This is a genomic window from Nonomuraea polychroma, assembly GCF_004011505.1.
Lineage (GTDB): Bacteria > Actinomycetota > Actinomycetes > Streptosporangiales > Streptosporangiaceae > Nonomuraea > Nonomuraea polychroma.
Genome location: NZ_SAUN01000001.1, coordinates 9,299,963 through 9,323,447, shown reverse-complemented (window position 1 = coordinate 9,323,447; position 23,485 = coordinate 9,299,963). Strand labels below are relative to the sequence as shown.

Annotated in this window: 22 protein-coding genes; 10 read left to right on the top strand and 12 right to left on the bottom strand. The window is 70.0% G+C overall.

Translation table 11 applies throughout. From position 1 onward, the window contains the following. The first annotated feature begins 4 nt into the window (after nt 1-4). A complete protein-coding gene (locus EDD27_RS42875; RefSeq protein WP_127937708.1) occupies nt 5-1,432 on the top strand; it encodes an amidase in 1,428 nt (475 codons plus the stop codon). A gap of 43 nt (nt 1,433-1,475) precedes the next feature. Next, the gene (locus EDD27_RS42870) at nt 1,476-1,829 is read left to right on the top strand and encodes a YkvA family protein (RefSeq protein WP_241564547.1); all 354 of its coding nucleotides are present in this window, start codon (nt 1,476-1,478) and stop codon (nt 1,827-1,829) included. On the opposite strand, the gene EDD27_RS42865 is transcribed toward EDD27_RS42870, so the two are convergent. From EDD27_RS42865 to EDD27_RS42850, 4 genes are all read right to left on the bottom strand, one after another. Further along, nucleotides 1,826-3,022 carry an amidohydrolase family protein gene (locus EDD27_RS42865; protein WP_127937706.1) on the bottom strand — a complete coding sequence of 399 codons (1,197 nt, stop codon included), beginning with the start codon at nt 3,020-3,022 and terminating at the stop codon, nt 1,826-1,828. The two genes, EDD27_RS42870 and EDD27_RS42865, sit on opposite strands and share 4 nt — an antisense overlap. 171 nt (nt 3,023-3,193) lie before the next feature. After that, entirely contained in the window at nt 3,194-3,937 is a 744-nt protein-coding gene (locus EDD27_RS42860; RefSeq protein ID WP_127937704.1) for a tyrosine-protein phosphatase, read from the bottom strand. A 9-nt stretch (nt 3,938-3,946) separates the two neighbouring features. Then, nucleotides 3,947-4,750, bottom strand: a complete 804-nt coding sequence (locus tag EDD27_RS42855; RefSeq protein WP_127937702.1) for an SURF1 family cytochrome oxidase biogenesis protein — start codon at nt 4,748-4,750, stop codon at nt 3,947-3,949. A gap of 96 nt (nt 4,751-4,846) precedes the next feature. After that, the gene (locus EDD27_RS42850) at nt 4,847-5,314 is read right to left on the bottom strand and encodes a winged helix-turn-helix transcriptional regulator (protein ID WP_127937700.1); all 468 of its coding nucleotides are present in this window, start codon (nt 5,312-5,314) and stop codon (nt 4,847-4,849) included. 58 nt (nt 5,315-5,372) lie between these two features. On the opposite strand from EDD27_RS42850, the gene EDD27_RS42845 reads away from it, so the two are divergent. Then, nucleotides 5,373-5,888, top strand: a complete 516-nt coding sequence (locus tag EDD27_RS42845) for a GNAT family N-acetyltransferase (RefSeq protein ID WP_127937698.1) — start codon at nt 5,373-5,375, stop codon at nt 5,886-5,888. Continuing rightward, on the top strand, nt 5,885-6,481 hold the full coding sequence (locus EDD27_RS42840; RefSeq protein ID WP_127937696.1) for a TetR/AcrR family transcriptional regulator: 597 nt from the start codon (nt 5,885-5,887) through the stop codon (nt 6,479-6,481). Before EDD27_RS42845 ends, EDD27_RS42840 begins: the two co-directional genes overlap by 4 nt. Before the next feature lie 119 nt (nt 6,482-6,600). Here EDD27_RS42840 and EDD27_RS42835 read toward each other — a convergent pair whose 3' ends face one another. Further along, nucleotides 6,601-8,667: a hypothetical protein gene (locus tag EDD27_RS42835; RefSeq protein ID WP_127937694.1), complete on the bottom strand. Its 2,067-nt coding sequence runs from the start codon at nt 8,665-8,667 to the stop codon at nt 6,601-6,603. Between EDD27_RS42835 and EDD27_RS42830 the strand changes: the two genes are divergently transcribed. Then, on the top strand, nt 8,654-9,196 hold the full coding sequence (locus tag EDD27_RS42830) for an NAD(P)-dependent oxidoreductase (protein WP_127937692.1): 543 nt from the start codon (nt 8,654-8,656) through the stop codon (nt 9,194-9,196). The two genes, EDD27_RS42835 and EDD27_RS42830, sit on opposite strands and share 14 nt — an antisense overlap. A 31-nt stretch (nt 9,197-9,227) precedes the next feature. On the opposite strand, the gene EDD27_RS42825 is transcribed toward EDD27_RS42830, so the two are convergent. Continuing rightward, nucleotides 9,228-9,530 carry a hypothetical protein gene (locus EDD27_RS42825; RefSeq protein ID WP_127937690.1) on the bottom strand — a complete coding sequence of 101 codons (303 nt, stop codon included), beginning with the start codon at nt 9,528-9,530 and terminating at the stop codon, nt 9,228-9,230. A 226-nt stretch (nt 9,531-9,756) separates the two neighbouring features. On the opposite strand from EDD27_RS42825, the gene EDD27_RS42820 reads away from it, so the two are divergent. Beyond that, nucleotides 9,757-11,160, top strand: coding sequence for a DUF7059 domain-containing protein (locus tag EDD27_RS42820; RefSeq protein WP_127937688.1), 1,404 nt, complete (start codon nt 9,757-9,759; stop codon nt 11,158-11,160). A 292-nt stretch (nt 11,161-11,452) separates the two neighbouring features. On the opposite strand, the gene EDD27_RS42815 is transcribed toward EDD27_RS42820, so the two are convergent. The 3 genes from EDD27_RS42815 to EDD27_RS42805 all read right to left on the bottom strand — a co-directional run bounded on the left by EDD27_RS42815 (nt 11,453) and on the right by EDD27_RS42805 (nt 16,773). After that, nucleotides 11,453-14,455, bottom strand: a complete 3,003-nt coding sequence (locus EDD27_RS42815) for an AfsR/SARP family transcriptional regulator (RefSeq protein ID WP_127937686.1) — start codon at nt 14,453-14,455, stop codon at nt 11,453-11,455. 256 nt (nt 14,456-14,711) lie between these two features. Next, the gene (locus tag EDD27_RS42810) at nt 14,712-15,356 is read right to left on the bottom strand and encodes a GNAT family N-acetyltransferase (RefSeq protein WP_127937684.1); all 645 of its coding nucleotides are present in this window, start codon (nt 15,354-15,356) and stop codon (nt 14,712-14,714) included. A gap of 181 nt (nt 15,357-15,537) precedes the next feature. After that, complete coding sequence (locus EDD27_RS42805; protein WP_127937682.1) at nt 15,538-16,773, bottom strand: pyridoxal phosphate-dependent aminotransferase; 1,236 nt, start codon at nt 16,771-16,773, stop codon at nt 15,538-15,540. Nucleotides 16,774-16,852: 79 nt separating this feature from the next. Here EDD27_RS42805 and EDD27_RS42800 point away from each other — a divergent pair, with 79 nt between their 5' ends. The 3 genes from EDD27_RS42800 (at nt 16,853) to EDD27_RS42790 (ending at nt 20,076) form a co-directional block, all read left to right on the top strand. Beyond that, nucleotides 16,853-17,806 (top strand): LysR family transcriptional regulator, encoded by a 954-nt coding sequence (locus EDD27_RS42800; protein ID WP_127937680.1) that lies wholly within the window; start codon nt 16,853-16,855, stop codon nt 17,804-17,806. Nucleotides 17,807-18,010: 204 nt separating this feature from the next. Next, nucleotides 18,011-18,706, top strand: coding sequence for a ribonuclease HII (locus EDD27_RS42795; protein ID WP_206642290.1), 696 nt, complete (start codon nt 18,011-18,013; stop codon nt 18,704-18,706). Nucleotides 18,707-19,050: 344 nt separating this feature from the next. Next, nucleotides 19,051-20,076: an LLM class flavin-dependent oxidoreductase gene (locus EDD27_RS42790; RefSeq protein WP_127937676.1), complete on the top strand. Its 1,026-nt coding sequence runs from the start codon at nt 19,051-19,053 to the stop codon at nt 20,074-20,076. Here EDD27_RS42790 and EDD27_RS42785 read toward each other — a convergent pair. Both EDD27_RS42785 and EDD27_RS42780 read right to left on the bottom strand, forming a co-directional pair. Next, nucleotides 20,045-20,431 (bottom strand): SCO5389 family protein, encoded by a 387-nt coding sequence (locus tag EDD27_RS42785; protein ID WP_127937674.1) that lies wholly within the window; start codon nt 20,429-20,431, stop codon nt 20,045-20,047. The two genes, EDD27_RS42790 and EDD27_RS42785, sit on opposite strands and share 32 nt — an antisense overlap. Before the next feature lie 83 nt (nt 20,432-20,514). Continuing rightward, nucleotides 20,515-21,444: an ATP-binding protein gene (locus EDD27_RS42780; protein WP_127937673.1), complete on the bottom strand. Its 930-nt coding sequence runs from the start codon at nt 21,442-21,444 to the stop codon at nt 20,515-20,517. A 67-nt stretch (nt 21,445-21,511) separates the two neighbouring features. Here EDD27_RS42780 and EDD27_RS42775 point away from each other — a divergent pair, with 67 nt between their 5' ends. Continuing rightward, the gene (locus tag EDD27_RS42775) at nt 21,512-21,991 is read left to right on the top strand and encodes a tetratricopeptide repeat protein (protein WP_127937672.1); all 480 of its coding nucleotides are present in this window, start codon (nt 21,512-21,514) and stop codon (nt 21,989-21,991) included. Nucleotides 21,992-22,014: 23 nt separating this feature from the next. Here EDD27_RS42775 and EDD27_RS42770 read toward each other — a convergent pair whose 3' ends face one another. Continuing rightward, nucleotides 22,015-23,391 carry an LCP family glycopolymer transferase gene (locus EDD27_RS42770; protein ID WP_241564545.1) on the bottom strand — a complete coding sequence of 459 codons (1,377 nt, stop codon included), beginning with the start codon at nt 23,389-23,391 and terminating at the stop codon, nt 22,015-22,017. Between the last annotated feature and the right edge of the window lie 94 nt (nt 23,392-23,485).

The following is a 23,485-nucleotide window of genomic DNA, read 5'->3' as shown; positions in this document are numbered from 1 at the left end:
GCAGATGCGTGACGTACTGAGGCTGGACGCGGTCGGGCAGGCACTGGCGATCAAGAACGGCCAGATGTCGGCGCGAGAGCTGGTCGAAGCCGCGATCGCCGCCATCGAGGCCCGCGACGGCGAGCTCAACGCGGTCGTCTTCCGCCGCTTCGAGCGCGCACTGGCCGAGATCGACTCCATTCCGGCGGACGCACCTTTCGCGGGGGTGCCGATCCTCCTGAAGGACCTCGGGTGGCGGCAGGTCGGCGAGCCGTACGCGGCGGGCTCCGCCATACGGGACGGGCTGGAGGTCGCCGAGGACGGCTACGGCGTCGCGCGGTTGCGCGAGGCCGGGTTCGTGGTGCTCGGGCGGACGAACACGCCCGAGTTCGGCACCACGATCACCACGGAGCCGGTGGCGTTCGGGCCGACGCGGAACCCGTACGATCCGGCGTACTCGGCGGGCGGGTCCAGCGGCGGCTCGGCCGCGGCGGTGGCGGCGGGGATGGTGGCGCTGGCCACGGCCAGCGACGGCGGCGGGTCGATTCGTGTGCCCGCGTCGCTGTGCGGGCTGGTGGGGCTCAAGCCGTCGCGCGGGCGGGTGAGCCTGGGTCCGGCCCTGGGCGAGGGCTGGAGCGGCTTCTCCTGCCCCGGGTTCGTCACCAGGACCGTCCGCGACACGGCCGCCGCGCTCGACGTCGTCTCCGGCTTCCACCCCGGCGATCCGTACGATGCGCCCGCCCTGCCGGGGCCGCTGACCGCCGAGGTCGGCCGGGATCCAGGACGGTTGCGGATCGGGTACCTCACCACGCACCCGAGAGGCGACGTGCCCGAGGTGCCCGAGCTGACCGAGGCCGTCACCGGGGCGGCGGCACTGCTGGAGTCGCTCGGCCACGACGTGGAGCCGGGCGGTCCCGAGGCGCTCGGCGATCTGGAGTTTCCCGTGCACTTCGGTGCGATCGTGGCCAACAACCTCGCCGCCCAGGTCGCCGGCCTGGGGGAGCTACGCGGCAAGCCGATCGAGCTGGAGGAGCTGGAGCCGCGCAACGCCGCCATGGTCAGCGTCGCGCGCACGCACAGCGCGGTCGACCACATCCGGGCCACGCAGTGGATGGACGCCTTCCGCCGCCGCATGGCCACGTGGTGGCGAGCCGGCCACGACCTGCTGCTGATGCCGTCGCTCGGCGTCGCGCCGTTCCCGCTCGGCTGGATCACGCCGGATGACCTCAGCCTCGCCTTCGGCAGGACGGGGCACGCCGTGTCGTACACCTCGCCGGTCAACGCGACCGGCCAGCCCGCCATCTCGTTGCCGCTGCACAGGACCGAGGCAGGACTGCCGGTGGGCGTGCAGCTCGTCGCGGCGACGGGCCGGGAGGACCTGCTGATCAGGGTGGCGGCGCAGATCGAGCAGGCCCGGCCGTTCGAGCATCCGGCGATGGAACCTCTCGCCTGAGCGACACGTTATTACGTGAAAAGCCGGGGGTAGGGGGTTCGACATGATGGCGAAAGCGGCACGGGCAGCGGCGGCGTGGCGGACGTACCGCGAGGTGACCAAGCCTGGCTCGCCCGGCCTGATGACCAGGGTACGGGCGATCCCGCGCATGATCGGCGCGGTGATGCGCGGGCAGTACGCGGGCATGGGCAAGAGCAGGCTCGCGCTGATGGCGATGGGTGTGGTCTACATCCTGTCGCCGGTCGACGTCCTGCCCGAGTTCCTCATGGTGATCGGCGTCGCCGACGACTTCGGCGTGTTCCTGTGGCTGCTGGCCTCGATGCTCGGCGAGAGCGGGCGCTACGTCGAGCACGAGCGGCGCGTCATCCAGGGCAGGCTCGCCGAGCAGGAAGGTTAGATCTCCTCCATACGCAACCAGGCGCGCGACGGCAGCGGGTGCCCGAACAGACGGGCCGCGTTGCCGTACGCGACCCTGGCGATGTCGGCGGGCGGGAGCGAGCCGAGATTGCGGGCTACGGACTTCTGCGTGTCGGGCCAGGTCGAGTCGGAGTGCGGGTAACCGCTCTCCTGCAGGACGTGGTCGAGGCCGACGGCGAGGCGCACCCCGGACAGCGCGTGGTCGTCGAGCGTGCCGAAGAAGAAGTTGCGGCGCAGCACCTCGCTGGGCTTGAGCCCGCCGTCCCAGGCCGCCTCGCCCGCCACCGGGTGGTCGAGGGCGTAGTCGGCGCGCTCGGCCAGCATCGGCAGCCAGCCCACGCCGCCCTCGACGATGAGGATGCGCAGTGAGGGGAAACGCAGCGGCAGGCCGGACCAGAGCCAGTCGGCGCAGGCGAACATGGCGCTGGTGGGCATCAGCGTGGTGATCGCCTCGATGGGCGTGTCCGGGGAGGGCACGGGCGACCAGGAGGAGTCGCCGGTGTGCAGGCACACGACGGTGCCGGTCTCCTCGCACGCGGCGAAGAACGGGTCCCAGTGGCCGGTGTGGATCGACGGCAACCGCAGGCGGGTCGGGAACTCGGGGAAGACGACGGCCTTGAAACCCCGCGCCGCGTTGGCCCGGATCTCCTTGGCCGCCACGTCCGGATCGGGCAGCCACGGCAGTTGCAGGCCGATGATCCGCTCGGGGTAGGTGCCCGCCCAGACGTCGATGTGCCAGTCGTTCCACGCCCTGACCAGGGCCAGGCCGAGCTCCTGGTCGCGGGTCCTGGCGAACGGCATGCCCGCCTGCCCGCCCAGCATGCCGGGGAAGCACAGCGCCGCCCAGATGCCCGCCACGTCCATGTCCTTGATGCGGGCCTCGATGTCATGGCAGCCGGGGCGCATCTGCTCGAACCTCACCGGGTCCAGCGTCCACTGCTCGCGGGGCAGGCCGGCGCCGACGTCGATGCCGGCGCACGGGTAGGTGGCCCCGCCGTAGCGCCAGACCTGGTGACCCGCCTCCGTCTCCACGACCTTGGGCGCGACCTCGGCATATTTCTCGGGCAGCCGGCCTTCGAAGAGGTCGGGGGGCTCGATCAGGTGATCGTCGGCGGAGATGATCACATAGTCGCGCCGCCTCGGGTCAGGGTCGGGGAGCAGCGGCGTAGTCACGCAGGTAACCGTACGACGACGGGATAACGTCGAACAAGCTGCGACGTATCCGTTGGGTCTCCGTGCGGGGTCTGGCACCCGGGATCGCCGGGAGGGGGATGCGGACGATCCCGGGCGTTTGAGGGTTCGCTTGAGAAGAGGGTGCTGCTCCTGCGAACCCCGCGGCACCCTCTACCCCTCCGACGTTCCTTCAGTCAGCAGATGCTCGCGTAGCAGGCCGATCGTGGCGGGGGAGATCTGGAGGACCTGTGTGACGTACGTCTCCACGGAGCCGTGCCGGCTCGCCAGGTCGGACAGGAACAAGCGCATGGTCTCCGCGGGCGCCAGCCCGAAGCCCGGCCACATGGGCGCGCCGGGATGCCGCCTGAGCCAGTCGGCGATGAAACGTTCGGTGGCCAGGCCGGTGAGCGCGTAATCCGCCACGATGTCGTCCTCACCCACGCCGGCCAGCGACAGGACCAGCGCGGCCAGCACGCCGGTACGGTCCTTGCCCGCCGCGCAATGGATCACCACGGGCGCGTTGTCCGCCCTCGCGATCGTCTCCAGGGCCGTCCTGAGGTTGTCGACGCCGTCCTCGGTGATCTCGAGGTAACGATCTGCCAGGTACCGGGCGACGTCGAGCTCCTCGCGGTAGGGGGTCGTGTCCCATCGGCGGCCCTCGATGGGCAGGTTGTGGTAGCTCTGCCCTTCGGTCTCGGGCACCCGTCCGGACTTCTCCACCTCGAACGGGTGCCGCAAATCGATGACGGTACGCACGCGTAACGCGCGGAAGGCCGTCAGATCGTCTCCGGCCAGCCAGCCGAGGGAGTCGGCCCGGTAGAGCCGCTGCCACTGGACGGTGCGGCCGTCCCCGGTGGCATATCCACCCACGTCACGGAAATTGCAGAGATTGCTGAACTCAATGTGGCGGATCATCCCACCACCTTACGTGGCAGGCGTTTCAGCCTTCGGGGCCACAGATCCCTCGCCGGACTGCTCTTTTGCCCGGCGCTCGGCCAGCTCGCGCCGGATGAGCATGATCCACCCGCCGACCGCGATTCCGATGAACAACCACCACTGCACCCCGTACGCCAGGTTCAGCCCGCCTCCCGAGCCCACGTCGGGCGCGGGCACCGGCGCGGGCGCCGGGGAGGTCGCGGGTTGCTGGGCGGTGAGCTCCACATATCCGCCCACCAGCCGGTACGGCAGCCCCTTCCCGATCTTGTCGGCGTTGATCAGCAGCACCTGACCGGGCGGCAGCCCGGGGAGATCGCGGATCCCGCTGGACTCCTCGGTCTCGCTGAGCCGTAGCCGCCCGGTGACAGTTACCTGACCGGTGGGCGGAGGCGGCACGTCGGGCGGGGTGTCGGCGGTGGCGCCCGCGGGCACCCAGCCCCGGTTCACCAGGACGGCCGTTCCGGTGCCCGTGACGAGCGGGGCCAGGACGTAGAAGCCGTTGCGGCCCTCCTGGGGGCGGCGGCGTACGACGAGGGCGTGGGACGGGTCGTACGTGCCGGCGGCCGTCACGGACCTGAACCGGTCGGCTTCCCTCACCTGCCGGCCTGGCGCCGCGAGCTGCTCCAGCGGCACCGGCGCGGCCTCGATGTTGGCGGTGACACGCTCACTGTTGGCCGACCGCTCCTCGAAACGCCCGAACTGCCACCGCCCGAGGAACACGAAGGCGGGGATGACCAGCAGCACCACCAGGTGCAGTGCCACCCATCGGGGCGTCAGGAGGAACCGGTACACGCTTCAAGGGTAGGTGCAAAGGGCTTTGCCACCTGCGGCGGGCCGCTGAACGGGGCCCGCCGCAGGCGCGGGACCGGTGCCCCCGTACGCGCCTGGTCAGGCGCTCCTGACCTGCGCGCCGGAGCCCGGCAGCGCGGTCACCTCGCGAGGCCCGGCGACCTCGTGGCCCTCGGCGCAGCGGAAGTGCTGCTCGATGGGGGCGCCACAGTCGCGATGGGTGAGAAGCACGGGCGGGCCCTCCTCACCGGACAGGTATTTGTCGCCCCAGTGCATGAGCGCGACCAGCAGCGGATAGAGGTCCCGGCCCTTGTCGGTGAGCCGGTATTCGTCGCGCTGCCGCTGCCCGGGCTCGCGGTAGGGCACTTTGCGCAGCAGTCCCTCGTCGACCAGCCGGGCCAGGCGCGCGCTGAGCACCTGACGGGGGGCGCCGGTGATCGCTTGCATGTCGGCGAACCTGCGCACGCCGCTGAACGCCTCGCGCAGCACCAGGAAGGTCCACTTCTCCCCGACGATGTCCAGGGTGCGCTCGATCGAGCAATTGTTCACCCGGAAGGGAACGTTCATTTTTGCAGTATATCTGAGTTCAATTGACAGACCCAGGTCTGACGGGCACCCTGGGTCTATGCATGGAACTCAGATCCGGCCGGCACGTCCAGAGGACGAGGAACGGATCAGACGCTTCCTGGCCGGGCTGTCGCTGCACACCCAGACGCTGCGGTTCTTCACCGGCGTCACCACGCCGGCCGCCGGTCTCGTGCGCAGGCTGATCGCGGTGGACGAGCGCAGGGACGCGCTCGTGGCCACCATTGAGGGGGGTGAGATCGTCGGTCACGCCATGAGCTACAAGGGCGACGGCGCCGACGTGGAGATAGCGGTGGTGGTGACCGATCAATGGCAGGGGTTCGGGCTCGGACCGAGGCTGATCCAGACACTGCTGCTCAGGGCCGCCGTACGGGGTGCGAGGACCGTGGGCATGGACGTCATGGGGGAGAACCGGCGGGTGCTCAGGCTCATCCGCAGGATGTGGCCGGACGCTGAGATGAAGGTCACTTCCGGATCGGTTGAGGTGACCGCTATGATCGATCACGCCACGCTATTTGCGGAACAACGTTCTGGTGCCACACCATTGACAGTGTGAAGAGTGCCAAGAACGGACGCGACGGCCGGACCCGCATCATCGAGGGCGCCCTCCGCCGTTTCAGCCAGGACGGGGTGTCGGCCACCACGCTGGCCAGCCTCCGTGAGGAGAGCGGCGTAAGCGTCGGCAGCTTCTACCACCACTTCGCCAGCAAAGAACATGTCTTCGGCGTGCTGTACGGCGAGATCCTCACCGCCTACCAGAGCGCCTTCCTCGCGGAGCTGGTCAGCCACCAGGAGGCGCGCGACGGCATCGAGGCCGTCGTGGCCTTCCACATGCGGTGGGCGGGAGAGCACCCCGAACGGGCGCGGCTGCTGATCAGCGAGCGGCCGCCGCGCAAGCACGAGCCCGGCGGGGCCGAGGTGGCCGAGCAGCGGCGGTCGTTCTTCCGCCAGGTTTCCGACTGGTGGCGGCCGCACATGAAGAACGGCCTGCTCCAGCCTGTGCATCCGACCATGTGTTACGTGTTGTGGCTGGGGCCCGCACAGGAGATGTGCCGGTTGTGGTTCGCCGGTGCGCACACGCCGACGGAGGAGGAGATCAAGGGCCTGGGCGAGGCCGCCTGGCACAGCCTCCGCCAGCGCCCGGAGTGACCCCCGCTCAGGGACCGGATGCCGCCTACGCCGGCTGCCGCAGCGCCCCACGCCGACCCCGCCCACCAGGACCGCCAGGCCCACGCCTCGGGGTCCGATCACCTGGAGGTGTTCGGACGTCAGCGGTTGAGGACCACAGTCGTGTGGAACCGGATCTCGCGCTCCCGGAATTCGCTCTCGATGTCCGACCAGGCGATCACGGGTCGGCCGCGCCCGTCGACGGTGAGCTCAGTCGCGCCGGGGTCGTCCTCGAACTCTCCGACGGCACTGGTCGAGCAGGTGCTTTCCACGCAGGTGACGAGCAGCAATCGCCGATTCTGCATGTCCCAGACAGCCAGGCGGGCACGTCCTGCCCCGTCCACTGCCAGCGCCGGCGTCGGCGTCGGCGTCAGACGTTCCTCGCTCGGCCCGGTGAGCGGGATGCGGTCGGCCTGTGCGCATTCCTTGGTCCGGCAGTTCAGTAGCACGCTCGCGGTGGTGCGGATGTCGCGGTAGGCGATCAGCGGACGCCCGTCACGCCGCACGGCGAGGGAGAGCGACGCCCACGCGGAACCGTCCTCGCTGGCGCGGAACTGCACTTGCGCGGCGGGCTGCGTCACACGGGCCCGGTTGCACGTCGGAACGTCGCAGGTGATGATATCGACGCCGCCGGTGGCGTCATTGGCGTGGGCGGCGATGGGTGTGCCGTCCGGCGCGATCGCGAGCGCCAGCGGGCGACGCTGGTAGCGCGGTGTCTCGAAATGGCTGAGCTTGGCGACAGACTTCCGGTCGGACCGCGAGCACGCCAGATCGTGACAGAAGATGAAGGACAACTCGGCCCATCCTTGACGATCGAAGTCGAGCATCGCCACCACTAGGCCACCATCGGGGCGAGGGGCCACAGCGAGTGCGCCCCCTTCGCCGAATTTGTCGATCCACAGCTCCGGGCCTTCGGTCACCGGTGAGCAGGCACGGTCGTCGCAGATCGTCAGCGCGAGCCTGGCTTGGCCGGCCTGCGGTGTCCGTGAGGCCATGACGAGCCGCCCATCGGGGAGCACGTTATCGGCGATAACGATGTCCCCTCGATCGGTGGTCAGTTCAGATCTCACCGCGCGTGAGTCCACGCATCCAGCGTCGCCGCATGAGCGGACCTCCGGCCTGCTGCCCGCTCCCACCAGCAGCAGCCTGCCGTCCTTGCGGAGGTGGAGGGATTCGAGGCTTGCCATGTCTAGGCGGGTCTGGGTGACGTCTGGCCAGTCGAGCGGATTGATCAGTACGGCTCCGCCGTACACCAGGGCCGGGAGCAGCAACCCGGCGACGACGAGCACGCGAGGCGGCCGTTGCGGGGAGTCGGGCAGGCGCGTGGCGATGTCGATCAGTTCGCGAATGTACTGCTGTGGCCACTGGAGCGTGAGCAGGCGGAGGTAGATCACGGCGATCATGGAGGCCTGGAACGGGGCGAGCACCATGCCGAAGAACATCGCCAGCGGGATCTGCGACATCAGCCCCGGCACGACGAAGACGCCGATCAGCAGCGGGGGCACGCACTTGAGCCAGTACCCCCGCGTCAGCCAGTAGGCACGACCGATCGCGCGGAAGGCGCCCCAATCCTCCAGCACGGCAGCAGGCACCGCGAGCAGCATCGGCAGCAAGGCCAGCGAAAGAAGCACCATGACACCGATGGCCGGCCATGCCTGCTCTGTCAGCACCACCAAGCCGAGACCGGCGCCTCCGATCACGCCCGCCATGAGGATCGCGACCCCCATCAGCACGAGCCAGGTGCGCCACCTCCTGGCAGCCATCCGCATCGCGGCACCGGGGGGGACAACGCACCCCAGCAACCGGCCCACCGCGAGGATCACCATGGCAGGTCCGGCCACGGCACCGGCAGCCAGCAGGTACGAGAGGGTGATCGCGGTCCAGACGAGCATCGAGGTTCCAGGCCGGCCGACCGGCATGATCTCGCCGCTGATCACGGCGAGATCGCTTCCCGCGGCGAGAGGCAGAGTGAGCCACCCGATCACGGTCACAGGTAGGGACAGCAGAACGATCGGCGCGATCAGGTGGGGCAGTTGGCGCCACGCGGTGACGTAGCCGAGCCGGAGCGACCCCTTGCTATGCATGAAGATCTGGACATCCCTCGCCCGATCACCATCAAATGCCATAGGCGTATCCGACCAGGGGCCGGTATAGATGCGGTATATCAAGCGAATCTGTGGGGGTTGCGGAAGTGCCGGCGAGCGGGTCAGCTGCTGGGGCGCGACGCGAGGCAGGGTTCAGGTGGGCAGGATGGAGCCGGTGGCGCTCCATTGCTCCGCCGGCATGGACAGCTCAGGCCAGGGCCGAGATGCTGCCCGCGCTGCTGAGGGAGGCAGACGTCGTGTCACTGCACGTGCCGCTCACCGCCAGACCAGGGGCCTGTTCGGGTACGCCGAGTTCGGCGCGATGCGTCCGGGGGCGATCTACCTCAACACGTCACGCGGCGCGCTGCACGACCTGACCGCACTGGTCGACGCGTTGCGCAGGGGACAGGTGGGCGGTGCCGGGCTCGATCACTTCGAAGGCGAGTGGCTCGACCCGTCACATCCGCTGATCAGACTGCCGAATGTGGTCCTGACACCACGCTTGGACGAGGCGACGGGGGAGACCAGGGAGGAGCTGGCGGAGGCCTTGGTGGCGGACATCGCCCGGCTGCTGCGCGGCGAGAACCCGGAGCCGGCCGCCGCGCCTGCGTAGCCCGCGTGCCCGTCAGGGCGGAACGCGCCGGTCAGGCCGGTTGGCGCAGGCGCGTGGGAACGTGCCAGCTCGCCCGGTCGAGAGAGATGTCCAGGCGCAGATCGCCGCGCTGCCTGCGCAGGCCGGGCACCCGGACCCGGGCGTGCACGTCGAACCTGCCCCGGTACGGGTAGCCGAACCCGAGCTCTCCGGGCAGCACGCGAAGGTCATCACGGTTCCCGCAGCGCGGACACGTCCACGAGACCAGATCCATGCCGCGGTTGTAGTCCGAGCAGGCGCTGAAGTACTCATCGGGCCCGAACCGGGACTCGCAAGCCAAGCAAGGGATCAGCATGGGCCCACTCCTCGGGATGACGTGCTGGCATCCCTAGAGATACCGTGCCCCACTTGTCCCGCGCTTGCAGAATGCTTGGCTACATAAGTAACAGTATGAGCACTGTGCGAAGCGGCGAGCCGGGGTGGAGAGCGGGAGCTTGCGTAACCGGCGTAGCCCAGTGCGAGCGCCACCATCGGATCAGTATCGGATCATGCGTGGGCGTCCGCGGTGAAAGGATGGACTTGTGGAACGACTGCGCCATCACCTCCTCGAAACCGGATACACCATCGACGGCGTACGCGATCGACTAGGGAGCATGGCCGCGTCGGCCCTGGCCCGCGAGGAGCTGGTTCCGGCGCTACGGGCGACCGCGGACGGCGACCCGCTGGCGACGTTGATCAGGTTGTGGTGGCTGGGAGTGCCCGTCCCGGCCGCGGACGTGGCGCCCGAGGTGCTCGATTCCGGGCTGGTCACGGCCGACGGCGACCAGATCCGTGCGGACGTCCACCTCCAGCCTTGGGAGACCGGCGGCTACCTGGTCTCCGACCGCAAGGTCCGGCCGGGCGACCCGGCGCTGCGCCCCGACCATGTGGTGGGAGCGGGCGGCGCGTCGGCGAATCTCGCGCAACTGGTCACCCGCCGCCCGGTCCAGCGCGCGCTCGATCTGGGCACCGGCTGCGGCGTGCAGGTGCTGCATCTGGCCGGGAGGGCGGAGGAGATCGTGGCCACCGACCTCAACCCTCGTGCCCTGGAGCTGGCCAGGCTGAGCTGGGCGTTGTCCGGGATCGAGGGGGTCCGGGCGCGGGCGGGCTCGATGTACGAACCGGTGGAGGACGAGCGGTTCGACCTGATCGTGAGCAATCCACCGTTCGTCATCGCCCCCGCGCGGGACCGGAAGCTGACCTATCGCGAGTCGGGCGAGGATGGCGACGGCTTCTGCCGCGACCTCGTACGCAGGACGCCCCGCCACCTCAACCCGGGCGGCCAGGCCCACTTCCTGGCCAACTGGCTGCACGTCGAGGGCGAGGACTGGCACGACCGGGTGGGCGGCTGGTTGCGTGAGACCGGCTGCGACGCCTGGGTGGTCCAGCGGGACGTGCAGGACCCGGCCGAATACGTCGAGCTGTGGCTCAGGGATGCCGCCGAGCAGGGCACGGCACGCTACGTGGAGCTGTACGACCAGTGGCTGGCCTGGTTCGACGAGCGCAAGGTCGAGGGCATCGGCTTCGGCTGGATCACCATGCGCAACTCCGGCACGCTCGATCCGGTCGTCCGCGTCGAGCACCTCGCCCACCAGGTGGTGCTCCCGGTGGGCGACTACGTGGACTCTGTGCTCGACTCGATCGCGACCGCGCACCGGGCGCAGGGACTCGACGCCGCCCGGCTGCGTACCGTCGACGGGCTGCTCGACGAGCGTATCGGGCTGCCGGGCGCGGAGGACCCGATGCGCATCGTGCTGCGCCAGACGCAGGGGCTGCGGCGCAGCAGAGAGGTCGGCACGGTGGAGGCCGCGCTGGCCGGCGTGTGCGACGGCGAGCTGGCACTCGGGCCGCTGCTCAACGTGATCGCCGAGCTGGTGGGAGACGGCGAGATCCCCGACTCCGACGCGGTCAGGCCGCTCATCGCCGAGGGCTACTTCGTGCTTTGATTCGCCGTTGATTGGACGTTGACTCCCCGGGTGAAGGCTTTAGTCAGGACACGGACCTGGGGGGTTCGAGGGCCGTGTCAGGTCCGGCCGGTCGTCTGTGTGAGGCGGCTAGCCGCCACGCGGAGCATCCGGATTACCGGGCCCCCTAGCGACGCGTGGTGGTGAGGATGACCGGCCGGGCTAGATCGAATGGGCTTCCGATTGACCGCCAATCGCGAGCGCCATCGTGACACCCAAAAGGACAGCCTTGATCAACCATGTGTGGATGACACGTCTGGACGACGAGCTGTACTCAGGACTCGACGACCTTCCCGGCGGGGTCGGGGATGGTGTCGAGCAGGACCTTGAGGTCCCCGGCCTCCGGAGCGCCGAGCCGGGAGAAGATCTCGAAGGCCTGCCGTAGGCAGTCCGAGCTCCTCGTCACGCTGCCGAGGCCGCGCAGCGCCTTGCCCAGCACGGTCAGCGAGAGCGCCTCGCCGTAGGGGTGGCCGATCTCCCGCGAGACCACGAGGGCCTGCTCCGCGTGGCGTACGGCGTCGGGATAGCGTTCGGCCGCGATGAACGTCTCGGCCAGCCGGGAGCACACGCGCTGCTCCCAGACGCGCTGCTTGCTGGCCCGGAAGAAGGCCAGGCACTCGGCGTGGTGGTGCACGGCCTCGGTGAGCCGGCCGACCCGGGACAACACGATGCCGAGGTGGTAACGGGCCCGGGCGGTGCCCGCGCCGCTGCCGATCTCGGTGAAGATGGCCAGGCCCTTCTCCGCCGCCGCGATGGCGTCCTCGGGCCGCCTCAGGCCCAGGTGGTCGCGGGCCGAGTAGCTGAGGACCAAGGCCTCGCCGGCCGGCACGCCGTTCTCGCGGTAGAAGCCCATCGCCGAGTCGAACAGCGCCAGCGCCTCGGTGTGGCGGCGCTGGCTGCCGACGACGACGGCCAGGGCGTTGAGCACCTCGCCCATGACGATCTTCTCGCCGCGTTCGACCGACAGCTCGTGCACGCGCCTGAACTGCTCCTCGGCCTCCCGCAACCGGCTGCCGGCGAACAGGACCCGGCCCAGCACGTAGCGGGCCCGCAGTTCGCTCGCTTCGTCGCCGATGCTCTGCGCGGTGGCCAGCACGGCACGGGTGCCCTGGTCGAACTCGCGCGTGTGGGTGCCGGACTCGAGCAGCGGCTCCATCGCGACCAGCAGATCCGCGGCGGGCAGCAGCTGCTCGCCGGTACGCGAGCCCGCGGCGGCCTGGTTGATGACCGCGAACAACGAGTCGCCCTCGGAGATCAGCCACGCCACGGCCTCGTCGGCCGAGCCGAACGTCCGCCCGCTCCCGACCACCACCAGGTTGGCCGGGATCATGCTGCCCTCGTAGGCCAGCCGGTGCGCGGACTGCGCCGAGGCCAGGTAGAAGCCGATGAGCCGGCGCAGGGTCAGCGCACGGGCCTGGGGCCGCTCGGTCTTGTTCAGCTCGCGGCGGGCGAACAGCTTGAGCAGGCCGTGGAAGCGGTAGCGGCCGGGCGCGGGCGCCTCCAACAGGCTCGCGTCCACGAGCGACTCCAGCACCTCCTCGGCCTCGAACTCGCTCATCGACAACACGGCCGTGGCGGCCTCTGAGGAGATGTCGGGCCCGTTCGGCAGCGACAGCAGCCGGAACGCGCGCGCGGCGACGGGATCGAGCTGACCGTAGCCGAGCGCGAAGGTGGCCTCCACGGCCAGGTTGCCCACCCGCATCTCGTCCAGGCGGCGCTGCTCGTCGGCCAGCCTGGACACCAGCGAGGCGACCGTCCACGAGGGGCGCGCGGCCAGCCTGGCCGCCACGATCCGCACCGCCAGCGGCAGGAACCCGCACGCGGCCACCACGTCCATGGCCGCGCCGTGCTCGGCCGCCACTCGCTCGGGCCCGGCCACCGCCGCGAACAACGACAACGCCTCGTCCGGCTCCATCACGTCCAGGTCGATGAGCCTGGCCGACGGCAGGTCGGCCAGCTTGACCCGGCTGGTCACGATGGCCGCGCAGCCGGGCGAGCCCGGCAGCAGCGGGCTGACCTGACGGGCGTCGCGGGCGTTGTCCAGCAGCACGAGGATGCGGCGGTCGGCCAGGATCGACCGGTAGAGCGCCGACCGCTCGGCGAGCCCGTCGGGGATGACGTCCGCCGGGATGCCGAGCGCGCGCAGGAACCCGCCCAGCGCCGACTCGGGCGCGGTCGCCTCGTCGCCGTAGCCGCGCAGGTCGGCATAGAGCTGGCCGTCGGGGAACAGGTCGTCCGCCGCGTGCGCCACGTGCACGGCCAGCGTCGTCTTGCCGACGCCGCCGATGCCGGAGATCGCCGCGACCGGCACGCCTTCGGCAGCCGATTGGGCCGACAGCAGCGTGCGCAGGCGGCCGGCCAGCTCCTTGCGGCCGGTGAAATCGTTGACGGCGGCGGGCAGCTGAGCGGGGCGGGGCAGCTCGTGCGTGTGCGGCGGCTCCTCCTCGGCGGCGGACTCGCCGGCGGGTGCCTCGGCGGGGAGCGGTGCGGCGGCCAGCGCCGGGTCGGCGGCCAGGATGCGCTGGTGCAGCGCGGTCAGCTCGGGCCCGGGCTCGATGCCGAGCTCGTCGATCAGCGCCTCACGGGTCTCGGTGAACACGTTGAGCGCGTCGCCCTGCCGCCCGCAGCGATAGAGGGCCAGCATGAGCTGGGCACGCAGCCGCTCGCGCAGCGGGTGGTCGGCGGTCAGCGCGATCAGCTCGGAGACGATCCGCGCGTGGTTGCCGAGCTCCAGGTCCACGTCCATCAGGGTCTCGACGACGCTGATGCGCCGTTCGATCAGCCGGTCCCGCTGGTGCTCGGCGTACGGCCCCACGGCGCCGGCCAGCGGCTCGCCCTCGAACAACGCCAGAGCGGCCCGCAGCCCCTCGGCGGCCTCGCGCAGCCGGCCGCCCTTGCGTGCGGACTCGGCGCCGGCGATGCCGCGCTCGAACCTGGTCAGGTCCAGCGCGTCCGCGGGCAGCCGCAGCGCGTAGCCCCGGCCGATGGAGGTCAGCAGCTCCGGGCGGGAACGCGCGGGCCGCTCCGGCTCGAGCACCGTACGCAGCCTGGAGACGTAGGTACGCAGCGCGCCCAGGGCACGCGGCGGCGCGTCCTCACCCCAGACCGCGTCGATCATCTCGTTGGGAGTGACCGCGCGGCCCTCCCGCAGGAGCAGCATGCCGAGAATGGAACGCTGCAGTGGGGTGCCCAGGTCGAGTTCCCGGCCATCACGCCACGCGCGGACAGGACCGAGCACGGCGAACCGCAGCCCGCCCTCAACGCTCTGACCAGCCATGCCGTCAGTCTCCCAGCCAATGGATCATTTTGTTACCAAATGATAGGTCTATCCTTGCTCGTCACCTAGATCCAGGTTGATCGTTAACCGTGCTGTTGATCCGTCTTCAATCAGGTGTTGAGCATGCCCCCGGATGCTGATGGGTGTCGGCTAGGGCGTGACGCATCGCGGGGGCGTGTCATGCAGAGCGAATGCAGGCAGGAAAAAATACCGGCCCCGCCCAGAAAACTGGGGCGGGGCCGTGGCGGACGGGTTCTCAGGCTGCCTCGACCAGTCCCATCCTCATGGCCAGTCGCTCCCGGACGAGCGGCCATTCGGAGTTCAGGATCGAGTAGAACGCGGTATCTCGGACCGTGTTGTCGGCGCCTCGGCTATCCGCTCGCCGCACCCCGTCGAAGTGTGCGCCGAGGGCCTCGATGGCGGCCCGGGATCTGATGTTGCGTACGTCTGCTTTCAGGGTGATGCGGTGGACGTTCCATGTCTCGAAGGCGTGCGAGAGCATGAGGAACTTGCTCTCCCGGTTGACCCCCGTGCCCTGGGCGCAGGCGCCCAGCCAGGTGTAACCGATATCGGCCACGGACGGGATCTCGCCCACCGCGCCGCGTGTACCCGGAGGCCAGGGCATGGGGCCCTGCCAGTACTCCAGGTGCATGAGACGGGTGGCACCGACCACGCGGTCGGTGTTCAGCCACCGGATGGCGAAGGGCAACGTGCGGCCCTCCGCCTGCTCAGCCATAGCGGCCTCCACGTAGGAGGCCATCTCGTCCCGACCGTTCGGGACGCGAGTGAAGGCGTATGTGGAACGGTCTTCACTCGCCGCGGCGACCAGGTCATCGACCGCCGCAAGGCTGAGAGGTTCCAGGCGCACGGAGCGCCCGGACAGGGTGACAAGAGCGGGCATGAGCACATGATGAGGGGTGCGCACCGTGCACGTAACCATGCAGTTAGGAAGATCTTTTGCAGGTTTCTGCAGATAGGGTGTTTCCGCAGGTCAGAGCCCCCTTTTGGGGGAGGGTAAACCCGCTCTTGGGGAAAGATTCGCCTAACTGTGACATGACGTCGGGCAGGGCTCCATGTGCCGTTCAGTGCCGTACCAGCGCGAGCTCCTTCAGCCCCGTCGACAGATGGTCGAGACTGTCCGCGATCCAGGGCAGCTGGAGCGGGTCGTGGCTGGTCAGCGCGACCATGCGCTGCTCGGTCGTCTCGCCGTAGAGGAGGCTGACCGCCACCCGCATCCTGGCCGCGGCGGGGTCGTCACCGAAGGCGTGTCCGGGCAGGACGCCGATGCCGTGCTCCTCCAGAAGGATCTTGGTGATCTCGGCGGAGCCGCCGAGTCTCAGGTGGCTCAGGTCGGGATAGAGATAGAAGCCGCCCTGCGGCACCGGCGTGCGAGCCTCGATCTCGGCGAATCTCTCGTACACCGCCCGTGCCATCGTGCCGTGCAGCCGGCGGCTGAGCGCGATACGCGCGGTCAGCTCCATAGGCTCGCTGAAGGCGTAGGCGGCGGCTTCCTGTACGGGAGCGGCAGGCGCCGACCAGATCTCACTGGCCACCGCCAGCAGTTGCCTGCGCAGGGTGGGCGCGCCCGCGGGCAGCCTGGCCACGCCGATCCGCCAGCCGCCCAGCGCCAGGCTCTTGCTGAGCCCGGTGGTGATGATCGTGCGCTCCGGCGCGAGCTCGGCAGGCGAGGTGTACGGCAGGGCCGGGTCGTGCATCAGGTCCCGGTAGATCTCGTCCGAGATGATCATCAGATCGAGTTCGCGGGCGACCTCCACCAGCCTGCGGATGCTCTCCGGCGTGGCCAGCCGTCCTGTCGGGTTGTCAGGCAGCGTGACCAGTACGGACTTCACGGTCCTGCCCTGGGCCCTGGCGAGATGCACCTCGGCGGCCACCAGGTCGGGATCCGGCACTCCGCCCTCTCCTGGTGGTGCGGGCACCAGGATCGGGCGCGAGCCCACCAGATCGGCCTGTGCGGCGTAGCTGACCCAGCTGGGCGTGGGCAAGACGATGTCTCCGCCGATCGCCAGGAGCAGGCCGTACAGCAGCGACTTGCTGCCCGGTCCGCAGACGACCAGCTCGGGGTCGGTGGCGAGCCCCCGTCGTTCCCAGTAGCCCGCTGCCGCGGCCCGCAACCCGGGCACCCCCGCGACCGGCCCGTAGCCGTTGCGTTCTGACGCGGCGGCCAGCTTGTCGCGCAGCGCCGGGTGGACGGGCAGCCCCGCCTCACCGAAGGCCAGGTGCAGCACACGTTCCCCGGCGCGTCGTCTTCGTTCGATGTCCTCGTTCGCCGCCAAAGTGGCGGAGAGAGTCACGCTCATAGTTGTCACGTTCCCAGGGTGGAAGGATGAAGGCATCAGCACAAGCGAGGCTTTTTGTGGGTAGGCATAAGGAAGTCCGATGCTCGAATTGCGGCGTTTGGTCCTCATCTGCGAATTCGCCCGTCGCGGCAGCATCGCCGCGACGGCCGCGTCGCTCGGCTACAGTCCGTCGGCGGTTTCACAACAACTCGTGGCGCTCGAACGGGAGACCGGCACGGCCCTGATCGACCGCACCGCGCGCAGCGCTGAGCTCACCGACGCGGGCCGCCGGCTGGTCGCGCACGCCGAGCGCATCCTGTCCATGGTCGAGGAGGCCGAGTCCGACCTGTCGGCGCACGCGAGCACCCCGGCGGGGCGGGTCGTGCTCACCGCGTTCCCCACGGCGGCGGTGGCCTTCGCGCCCGCGCTGGCCCGCACGCTGCGCCGGCACACCGATCTGACGCTGCGGCTGAGGCAGAGCAGGTCGGGGCGGGGCATGCGGGAGGTGCAGTCGGCGGAGGTGGACATCGCGCTGGTCGACGACTGGTACGGGCGGGTGCGCGACAGCGAGAGCCTGCGGGTCTTCCCGCTGCTGCGCGATCCCCTGGTGCTGGTCGTGCCGCGCAAACATCGCCTGGCCGATCCCGACGTGCCGCTCGACCTGCGTGAGCTGCGTGACGAGCCGTGGATGGCCACGCCCGACGGCGAGCCGTCCCGGCTGGCGGTGGACCGGCTGCTGGTGGACGTGGGCGGCACCCGGCCCACGCCGTGGGAGTTCGAGGGGCTCGGGACGATACTCTCGCTCGTCGCCAAGGGCATCGGCATCGCCGCCGTACCCGCGCTCGCGCTGTCGGCGGGGATCCGCGGGCTCGCCGTACGCCATTTCCCCGGCAACCCCGTCGGGCGGGACGTGCACGCCGTGGCTCGAGGCTCCAGCGTGCACCGGCCGTCGGTGTCCGTCACGTTGCGGGCGATTCACGTGGCCGCCCGCTACATCGCCGCCGACCTGGAGCCGTTGCGGCTGGCGGACCGGCACAGGACCGACGACGAGTAGGCCATACGACGAGTAGGCCATACGACGAGTAGGCCATACGACGAGTAGGCCATACGACGAGTAGGCCATACGACGAGTAGGCCATACGACGAGTAGGCCATACGACGAGTAGGCCATACGACGAGTAGGCCATACACACAGCGGCGAGCCTGGGGCGGAGAGCGGCAGCTTGCGTGACCAGCGGAGCCCCGTGCGAGCGCGACCATAAGCGCTGTAGCGTCTGCTGTCATGGCGCCGACGTACGAGATCGAGCAGTTGCTGCTCTCCCAGCCGAGCGTCCGCACGGTCGCGGGCGTCGACGAGGTGGGCCGGGGCGCCTGGGCCGGCCCCGTCTCGGTGTGCGCGGTCGTCACCGACCTGTCCGAGCCGCCGCCGGGGCTGACGGACTCCAAGCAGCTCACCGCCGCCCGGCGCGAGCCGCTGGCGGCCGAGCTGGCCGCGTGGGCGGCGGGCATCGGCTACGGCGAGGCGACGCACACGGAGATCGACACGCTCGGCATGACGGAGGCCCTGCGCCGGGCCGCCAGACGAGCCCTGGAGGCGCTCCCCGCCCGCCCGGACGTGGTGATCCTGGACGGCAAGCACGACTACATAGGCGCCCCGTGGCCGGTGCGCCTGGAGGTCAAGGGGGATGCCGCCAGCGTCTCTGTCGCCGCCGCGTCCGTCCTGGCCAAGGTGCGGCGCGACGCCTACATGGGCACGATCGGGTGCGAGGAATACGGCTTCGCCGACAATGCCGGCTATCCCTCACCCGTCCACCAGGAGGCCCTGGCCCGGCTGGGGCCCACCCCGCACCACCGGCTCTCGTGGTCCTACTTGGACGATCTCCCGCAGTGGCGGCATCTGAAGCTGCACCGGGACCCGCTCGCCTGCGAGGGCCAGGTCACCCTCTTCGGCTGACGGGCTCCGGCTGTCGAACCGCCCGGGCTCTCCCGGACGGCGGGTCTTCTCGTGCCACTCGGCCCTCGTGCCGGACAGCGCGCTGTCTAGCATCTTCCGGCCCTCCTGTCACAGGACCGCGCCGAAGTGCGGTGGGTGGCAGGTGACGGGCGGCTGATCGTGGTGAGGTGCCGGCTCTTTGCCGAAGGGACCCGCACCGGAGTGCGGCGGCGGACGGAGGGCAGCCCCCTGCCACACTTCCTAGCCCCCTCCAGGGGACCTCTGCCGAAGTGCGGCGGACGGAGACCGCGGGCAGGAGTGGCGACGAGCGCAAACGAGGCGATGGGCCTGGCATCATCGGGTGGGTGCGCATCGGGGTCTTTGTCATTGCGGCGCAGTTCCCCGGCCAGGAGCCCGGGCGAGTGCTCTCGGACGCCGTGGAGCTGATCGTGGCGGCCGAGGAGGCGGGGTTCGACGACGCGTGGATCGCCGAGCACCACTTCATGTCCTACGGCGTCTGCCCGTCCGCGATCACGCTGGCGGCCGCCGCGGCCGGCCGGACGACGCGGATCGGGCTCGGCACCGCCGTCAGCGTGTTGTCCACACACCATCCCGTGGCGCTGGCCGAGCAGGCGGCCATGGTGCACCACCTGTCCAGCGGGCGGTTCACGCTCGGCGTCGGCAGGGGCGGGCCGTGGGTGGACCTGGAGGTGTTCGGGACCGGTCTGGAGCGGTTCGAGCGCGGGTTCGGGGAGTCCCTCGACCTCCTGCTCGACGCGCTGTCCGGGGATCGGATCGCGGCCGACGGCGAGTTCTTCCGCTTCAGGGAGGTGCGGATGGTGCCGGACGCGCGGATGCGGCCGGTGGTCGCGTGCACCTCGGGGCCGACCGTCGCGCTGGCGGCGCAGCGCGGGCTGCCCATGTTGCTGGGGATGCACATCGGAGACGCCGAGAAGGCGTCAATGGTGGCGCGGCACGGATCCGCCGGCGGGCACATCGCGGCGGCCGTCGGGTACGTGGCCGACTCCACGGCGCAGGCGGTGCGCGAGCTCAAGGAGTCGATGCCGCGGTGGCTGGGGCCCGGGCTGGCGGGTTACGTGCCGGTGGACGGCCGGTCGCGGCCGCCGCGTGACGTCGGCGAATACGTGGATCTGCTGACCCGCATCCACCCGGTCGGGTCGGCCGAGCACTGCGCCGAGACCATTCTGCGTACCGCGAAGAACACCGGGATCGAGCACGTCATCCTGATGGTCGAGGGCCTCGGAGAGCACCGGCGCACGCTGGAGAACGTGCGGCGGCTCGGGCGTGAGGTGCTGCCGCTGGTGCGGCGGGCCGGCCGGGCCGGCCCGCCGGGCGGGCTCAGCAGTCCACCAGCTCCGGTTTCTGGTTGAGGATCTGGGCTCTCGGGGTGACGAAGTCGGCCAGGGCCTTGGTCGCCGCCGGGTCGAAGACCGCGACCCGGTGGCAGTTCTGGAAGGCCAGCCGCACCCCGAAGTGACGCTCCAGCGCGCCGCGCATCGAGTCGCTCGCCAGGCAGCGCAGGAGCTCGCCGCGGGCCTCCTCGGACGGTGGCGGCACCTGGTTGTCGGCGAACTCGGCCCCGGTGTGCTCACGCTGCTTGACCAGCTCGCTGATCAGCGACCACGCGTAGGGAAGTGAGTCGCGCACGCACGCGAGAAACGCCGCGTCGTCGACGTCACCGGTTCTGGCCTGGTCGAGCAGATCGTTCGGAACGGTCAGCGACATGCTGTCTCCTCTCGAAAGGGTCGGAACTGACGCTAGGTGAGCGAGGGGAAATCTCCAGATGCCTGACGGGCACAGTCGTGTGGTCAGGGGCCGTAGACGAAATCCGGGTCCACCTGCTCGGCGAGGTCGGTCCCGGTCCGCTCGTTGGCCCACGCGCGGGCGTTGCGCAGGTGGAACTCGACCGTCTGCCGGCCGAAGCGCTCCCAGTCCTTTTCCTGCTCGTCGAGCGTCTTGCGGAGCAGCGCCAGCGCGTCGGCGTTGACCGGCTCCAGGTCGTCGAGCGTGAAGTGGCGGCCCTGCTCCATGGCGCGCACGGCAGCCGAGTGCTCCATCCAGGTGAGCAGGTCGTCGCCCACCTGCTCGCGCAGGAAGTCGACGTCGGACGGGCCGTGGACCTTGTTGCCGACCACGGCGAGCGCGACGTCGTACTTGGCGGCGTATTCGCGGTACTGCCGGTAGACGCTCACGCCCTGCCGGGTGGGCTCGGCGACGAGGAAGGTCAGGTCGAAGCGGGTGAACAGGCCCGAGGCGAAGGAGTCGGCCCCGGCCGTCATGTCCACCACGACGTACTCGCCGGGGCCGTCGATCAGGTGGTTGAGCAGCAGCTCCACTGCGCCGACCTTCGAGTGGTAGCAGGCCACGCCGAGGTCGTCCTCGCTGAACGGGCCGGTGGCCAGCAGGCGCACGCCGTCGGGGGCGGTGAGGCCGTAGGGGTCGGCGGCCAGGTCCTCGAAGCTCAGCAGCGTGGACCCGCGCCCCGGCGGGGTGGTCTTGACCATGGCCTCGGCGGAGGGGATGCGCGGATTGGCGCCGCGGAGGCGGTCCTTGATCTCGGTGAGATGGGCGCCGAGCGGCTCGGGCTGCCGGTCGAGGCCGAGGACCAGGGCCAGATGCTGGTTGATGTCGGCGTCCATGGCGACCACCGGCGCGCCGCTTTCTGCCACATGCCTGGCGAACAGCGCTGACATCGTGGTCTTGCCGCTGCCGCCCTTGCCGACGAAGGCCACTCTCACAGGGACTCCAGGTGATGATGAAAATCGTTTCCGGGTCGGTCGATCACCATCATGCCACACTCGGATCATGTTGAACGAGGAATTGGCCCAGGCAGTGCGGCTGCGCGAGGAGGGCAAAAGGGGCGAAGCTCGGCAATTGTTGGTCGAATTGGCGCGGCGGCATCCCGACGACGTCAACGTGGCCTATCAGACGGCGTGGGTCCACGACACACTGGGGCTGGAGGCCGAGGCGGTCCCCTATTACGAGCGGGCGCTGGCTGGGGCGGGGTTGAGCGCCGAGGACCGGCGCGGGGCCCTGACGGGGTACGGGAGCACGTTGCGGGTGCTCGGGCGGTTCGAGGAGGCGCTGGAGGTGTTCGGGCGCGGGCTGGCGGAGTTCCCCGGGGATCCGGCGTTGCGCACCTTCATGGCAATGGCGCTGCACAATGCCGGACGGTCCGCGGAGGCGGTCTCCACATTGCTCAAGGTCGTCGCCGAGTCGGACAAGAGCGGCGGCTACCGGCGAGCCATCGAGTACTACGCGGACAACCTGGACGAGACGGTCTGATCCGTTTCCGTACCAGTAGCCGGCTAGCGGCAGATGGCATCCAGATTGACCGGGTCGTCCGTCTGCCGCTCGGGTGACGGGGTCCGCGCCGCGGTGGCCGCCTTCGTGGAGCGGCGGTCGTCCAGGGTTTCGGAGACCTTGCGGCGGATGAAGGACCAGTCGGGGTAGGCCGTGTTGATCAGCGGCGGCACGAAGTTGAGGCTGCGGATCTTGGCGGCCTTCACCTTCTGTGCCAGGTCCACGATGGCCGGCAGCAGGTCCTGGGGGATGTCGGTGGAGATGGCGCGCTTGGTGGCGGCGGCCAGGCGCTCGAAGCTGTTGAGCACGGTTATCGGGTCGGCCTGCTTGGCCACGGCGTTGAGCAGGCACTTCTGCCGGCCCATGCGGACGTAGTCGTCGCTGTCGGTACGCGAGCGGCCGTACCACAACGCCTGCTCGCCGGAGAGTTTGCGGGTGCCGGCGGGGATGAGGCCCTCGCGGTAGCGGCCGTACACGATGGGTTCCTTGATCGTGACCTGCACGCCGCCCATGGCGTCGACGATCTCCGCGAAGCCCTTCATGTCGATCATGGCGTAGTAGTCCACGGGGATGCCGAGGATGTTGCCGATCGTCTCCTTGATCAGGGCCGGGCCGCGTTTGCCGCGTCCCACATGGGGGACTATGTCCGGGTTGTCTTCGGCGTACTGGTAGATCTCGTTGAGGAGGCCTGGGGTTTGGGAGTCGCTGCCGGTGAAGCCCCAGGGGAAGCGGTTCCTGGCCGGGCCCGCGGGCATTCGCACGCGCTGGAGGTTGCGCGGCAGGCCGAACAGGGTGGTCGCGCCGGTCTCCACGTCAACGCTGGCCACCGTCATGCTGTCGGTACGCACCCCCGGCCTGCTGGGTGCCGAGTCCGCGCCGAGCAGCAGGAAGTTGACGCGCTCCGCGCCGTTCCACGGGTCGTCGGCCACGACGGGGGAGTTGCCCGTGGGGGAGAACAGGCTGGTCACGACGTCGCGGGACAGGTAGGCCACCCGGGTGGCGTAGACGGTCGGCGCCAGCACGAGCGCGCAGAGCGCGATGGTCAGCGCCGTGGTCAGGAAGCGGCCGATGGTGTCCGGGCGCGGGGGGCGTACCAGGAGGAAGGACCAGACGATCACGCCGGTCCAGGCCAGCGCCATCGCGACCAGGACCGCGGTGAGCCAGGCAAGCCAGTGGGGCTGGACGGCGAGCGACAGGAGGTTCGTGCTGAAGGCGGTGAACACGGTGAGGATCCCGGCCAGCAACAGGACATGGGCGGCCATGAGCGCCAGGCCGGTCTTGCGGCGTTCGGCGGCGAGGTGCGCGACTCCCCACAACATGGCCGACGCCAGCGTCAACGCCATGCTCGCCCCCAGGCCGAATCCTCGATCTTTCTCCGTCATGCCTGGTCAAACCCCCATTGCGTGCGCATTCATGCAACCGTAGTAATGGGATGTGCGTGATTGACGGTGTGAAGGGGAAGGTGTCGGTCAAGTC

Excerpts from the sequence above, each read along its gene's own strand:
- EDD27_RS42850 (WP_127937700.1), bottom strand. The coding sequence starts at position 5,314 with ATGAACGTTCCCTTCCGGGTGAACAATTGCTCGATCGAGCGCACCCTG.
- EDD27_RS42785 (WP_127937674.1), bottom strand. The coding sequence starts at position 20,431 with ATGTCGCTGACCGTTCCGAACGATCTGCTCGACCAGGCCAGAACCGGT.
- EDD27_RS42825 (WP_127937690.1), bottom strand. The coding sequence starts at position 9,530 with ATGCTGATCCCTTGCTTGGCTTGCGAGTCCCGGTTCGGGCCCGATGAG.
- EDD27_RS42775 (WP_127937672.1), top strand. The coding sequence starts at position 21,512 with ATGTTGAACGAGGAATTGGCCCAGGCAGTGCGGCTGCGCGAGGAGGGC.
- EDD27_RS42875 (WP_127937708.1), top strand. The coding sequence starts at position 5 with ATGCGTGACGTACTGAGGCTGGACGCGGTCGGGCAGGCACTGGCGATC.
- EDD27_RS42810 (WP_127937684.1), bottom strand. The coding sequence starts at position 15,356 with ATGCCCGCTCTTGTCACCCTGTCCGGGCGCTCCGTGCGCCTGGAACCT.
- EDD27_RS42860 (WP_127937704.1), bottom strand. The coding sequence starts at position 3,937 with ATGATCCGCCACATTGAGTTCAGCAATCTCTGCAATTTCCGTGACGTG.
- EDD27_RS42830 (WP_127937692.1), top strand. The coding sequence starts at position 8,654 with ATGCGGTATATCAAGCGAATCTGTGGGGGTTGCGGAAGTGCCGGCGAG.
- EDD27_RS42845 (WP_127937698.1), top strand. The coding sequence starts at position 5,373 with ATGCATGGAACTCAGATCCGGCCGGCACGTCCAGAGGACGAGGAACGG.
- EDD27_RS42800 (WP_127937680.1), top strand. The coding sequence starts at position 16,853 with ATGCTCGAATTGCGGCGTTTGGTCCTCATCTGCGAATTCGCCCGTCGC.
- EDD27_RS42805 (WP_127937682.1), bottom strand. The coding sequence starts at position 16,773 with ATGAGCGTGACTCTCTCCGCCACTTTGGCGGCGAACGAGGACATCGAA.
- EDD27_RS42815 (WP_127937686.1), bottom strand. The coding sequence starts at position 14,455 with ATGGCTGGTCAGAGCGTTGAGGGCGGGCTGCGGTTCGCCGTGCTCGGT.
- EDD27_RS42870 (WP_241564547.1), top strand. The coding sequence starts at position 1,476 with ATGATGGCGAAAGCGGCACGGGCAGCGGCGGCGTGGCGGACGTACCGC.
- EDD27_RS42770 (WP_241564545.1), bottom strand. The coding sequence starts at position 23,391 with ATGACGGAGAAAGATCGAGGATTCGGCCTGGGGGCGAGCATGGCGTTG.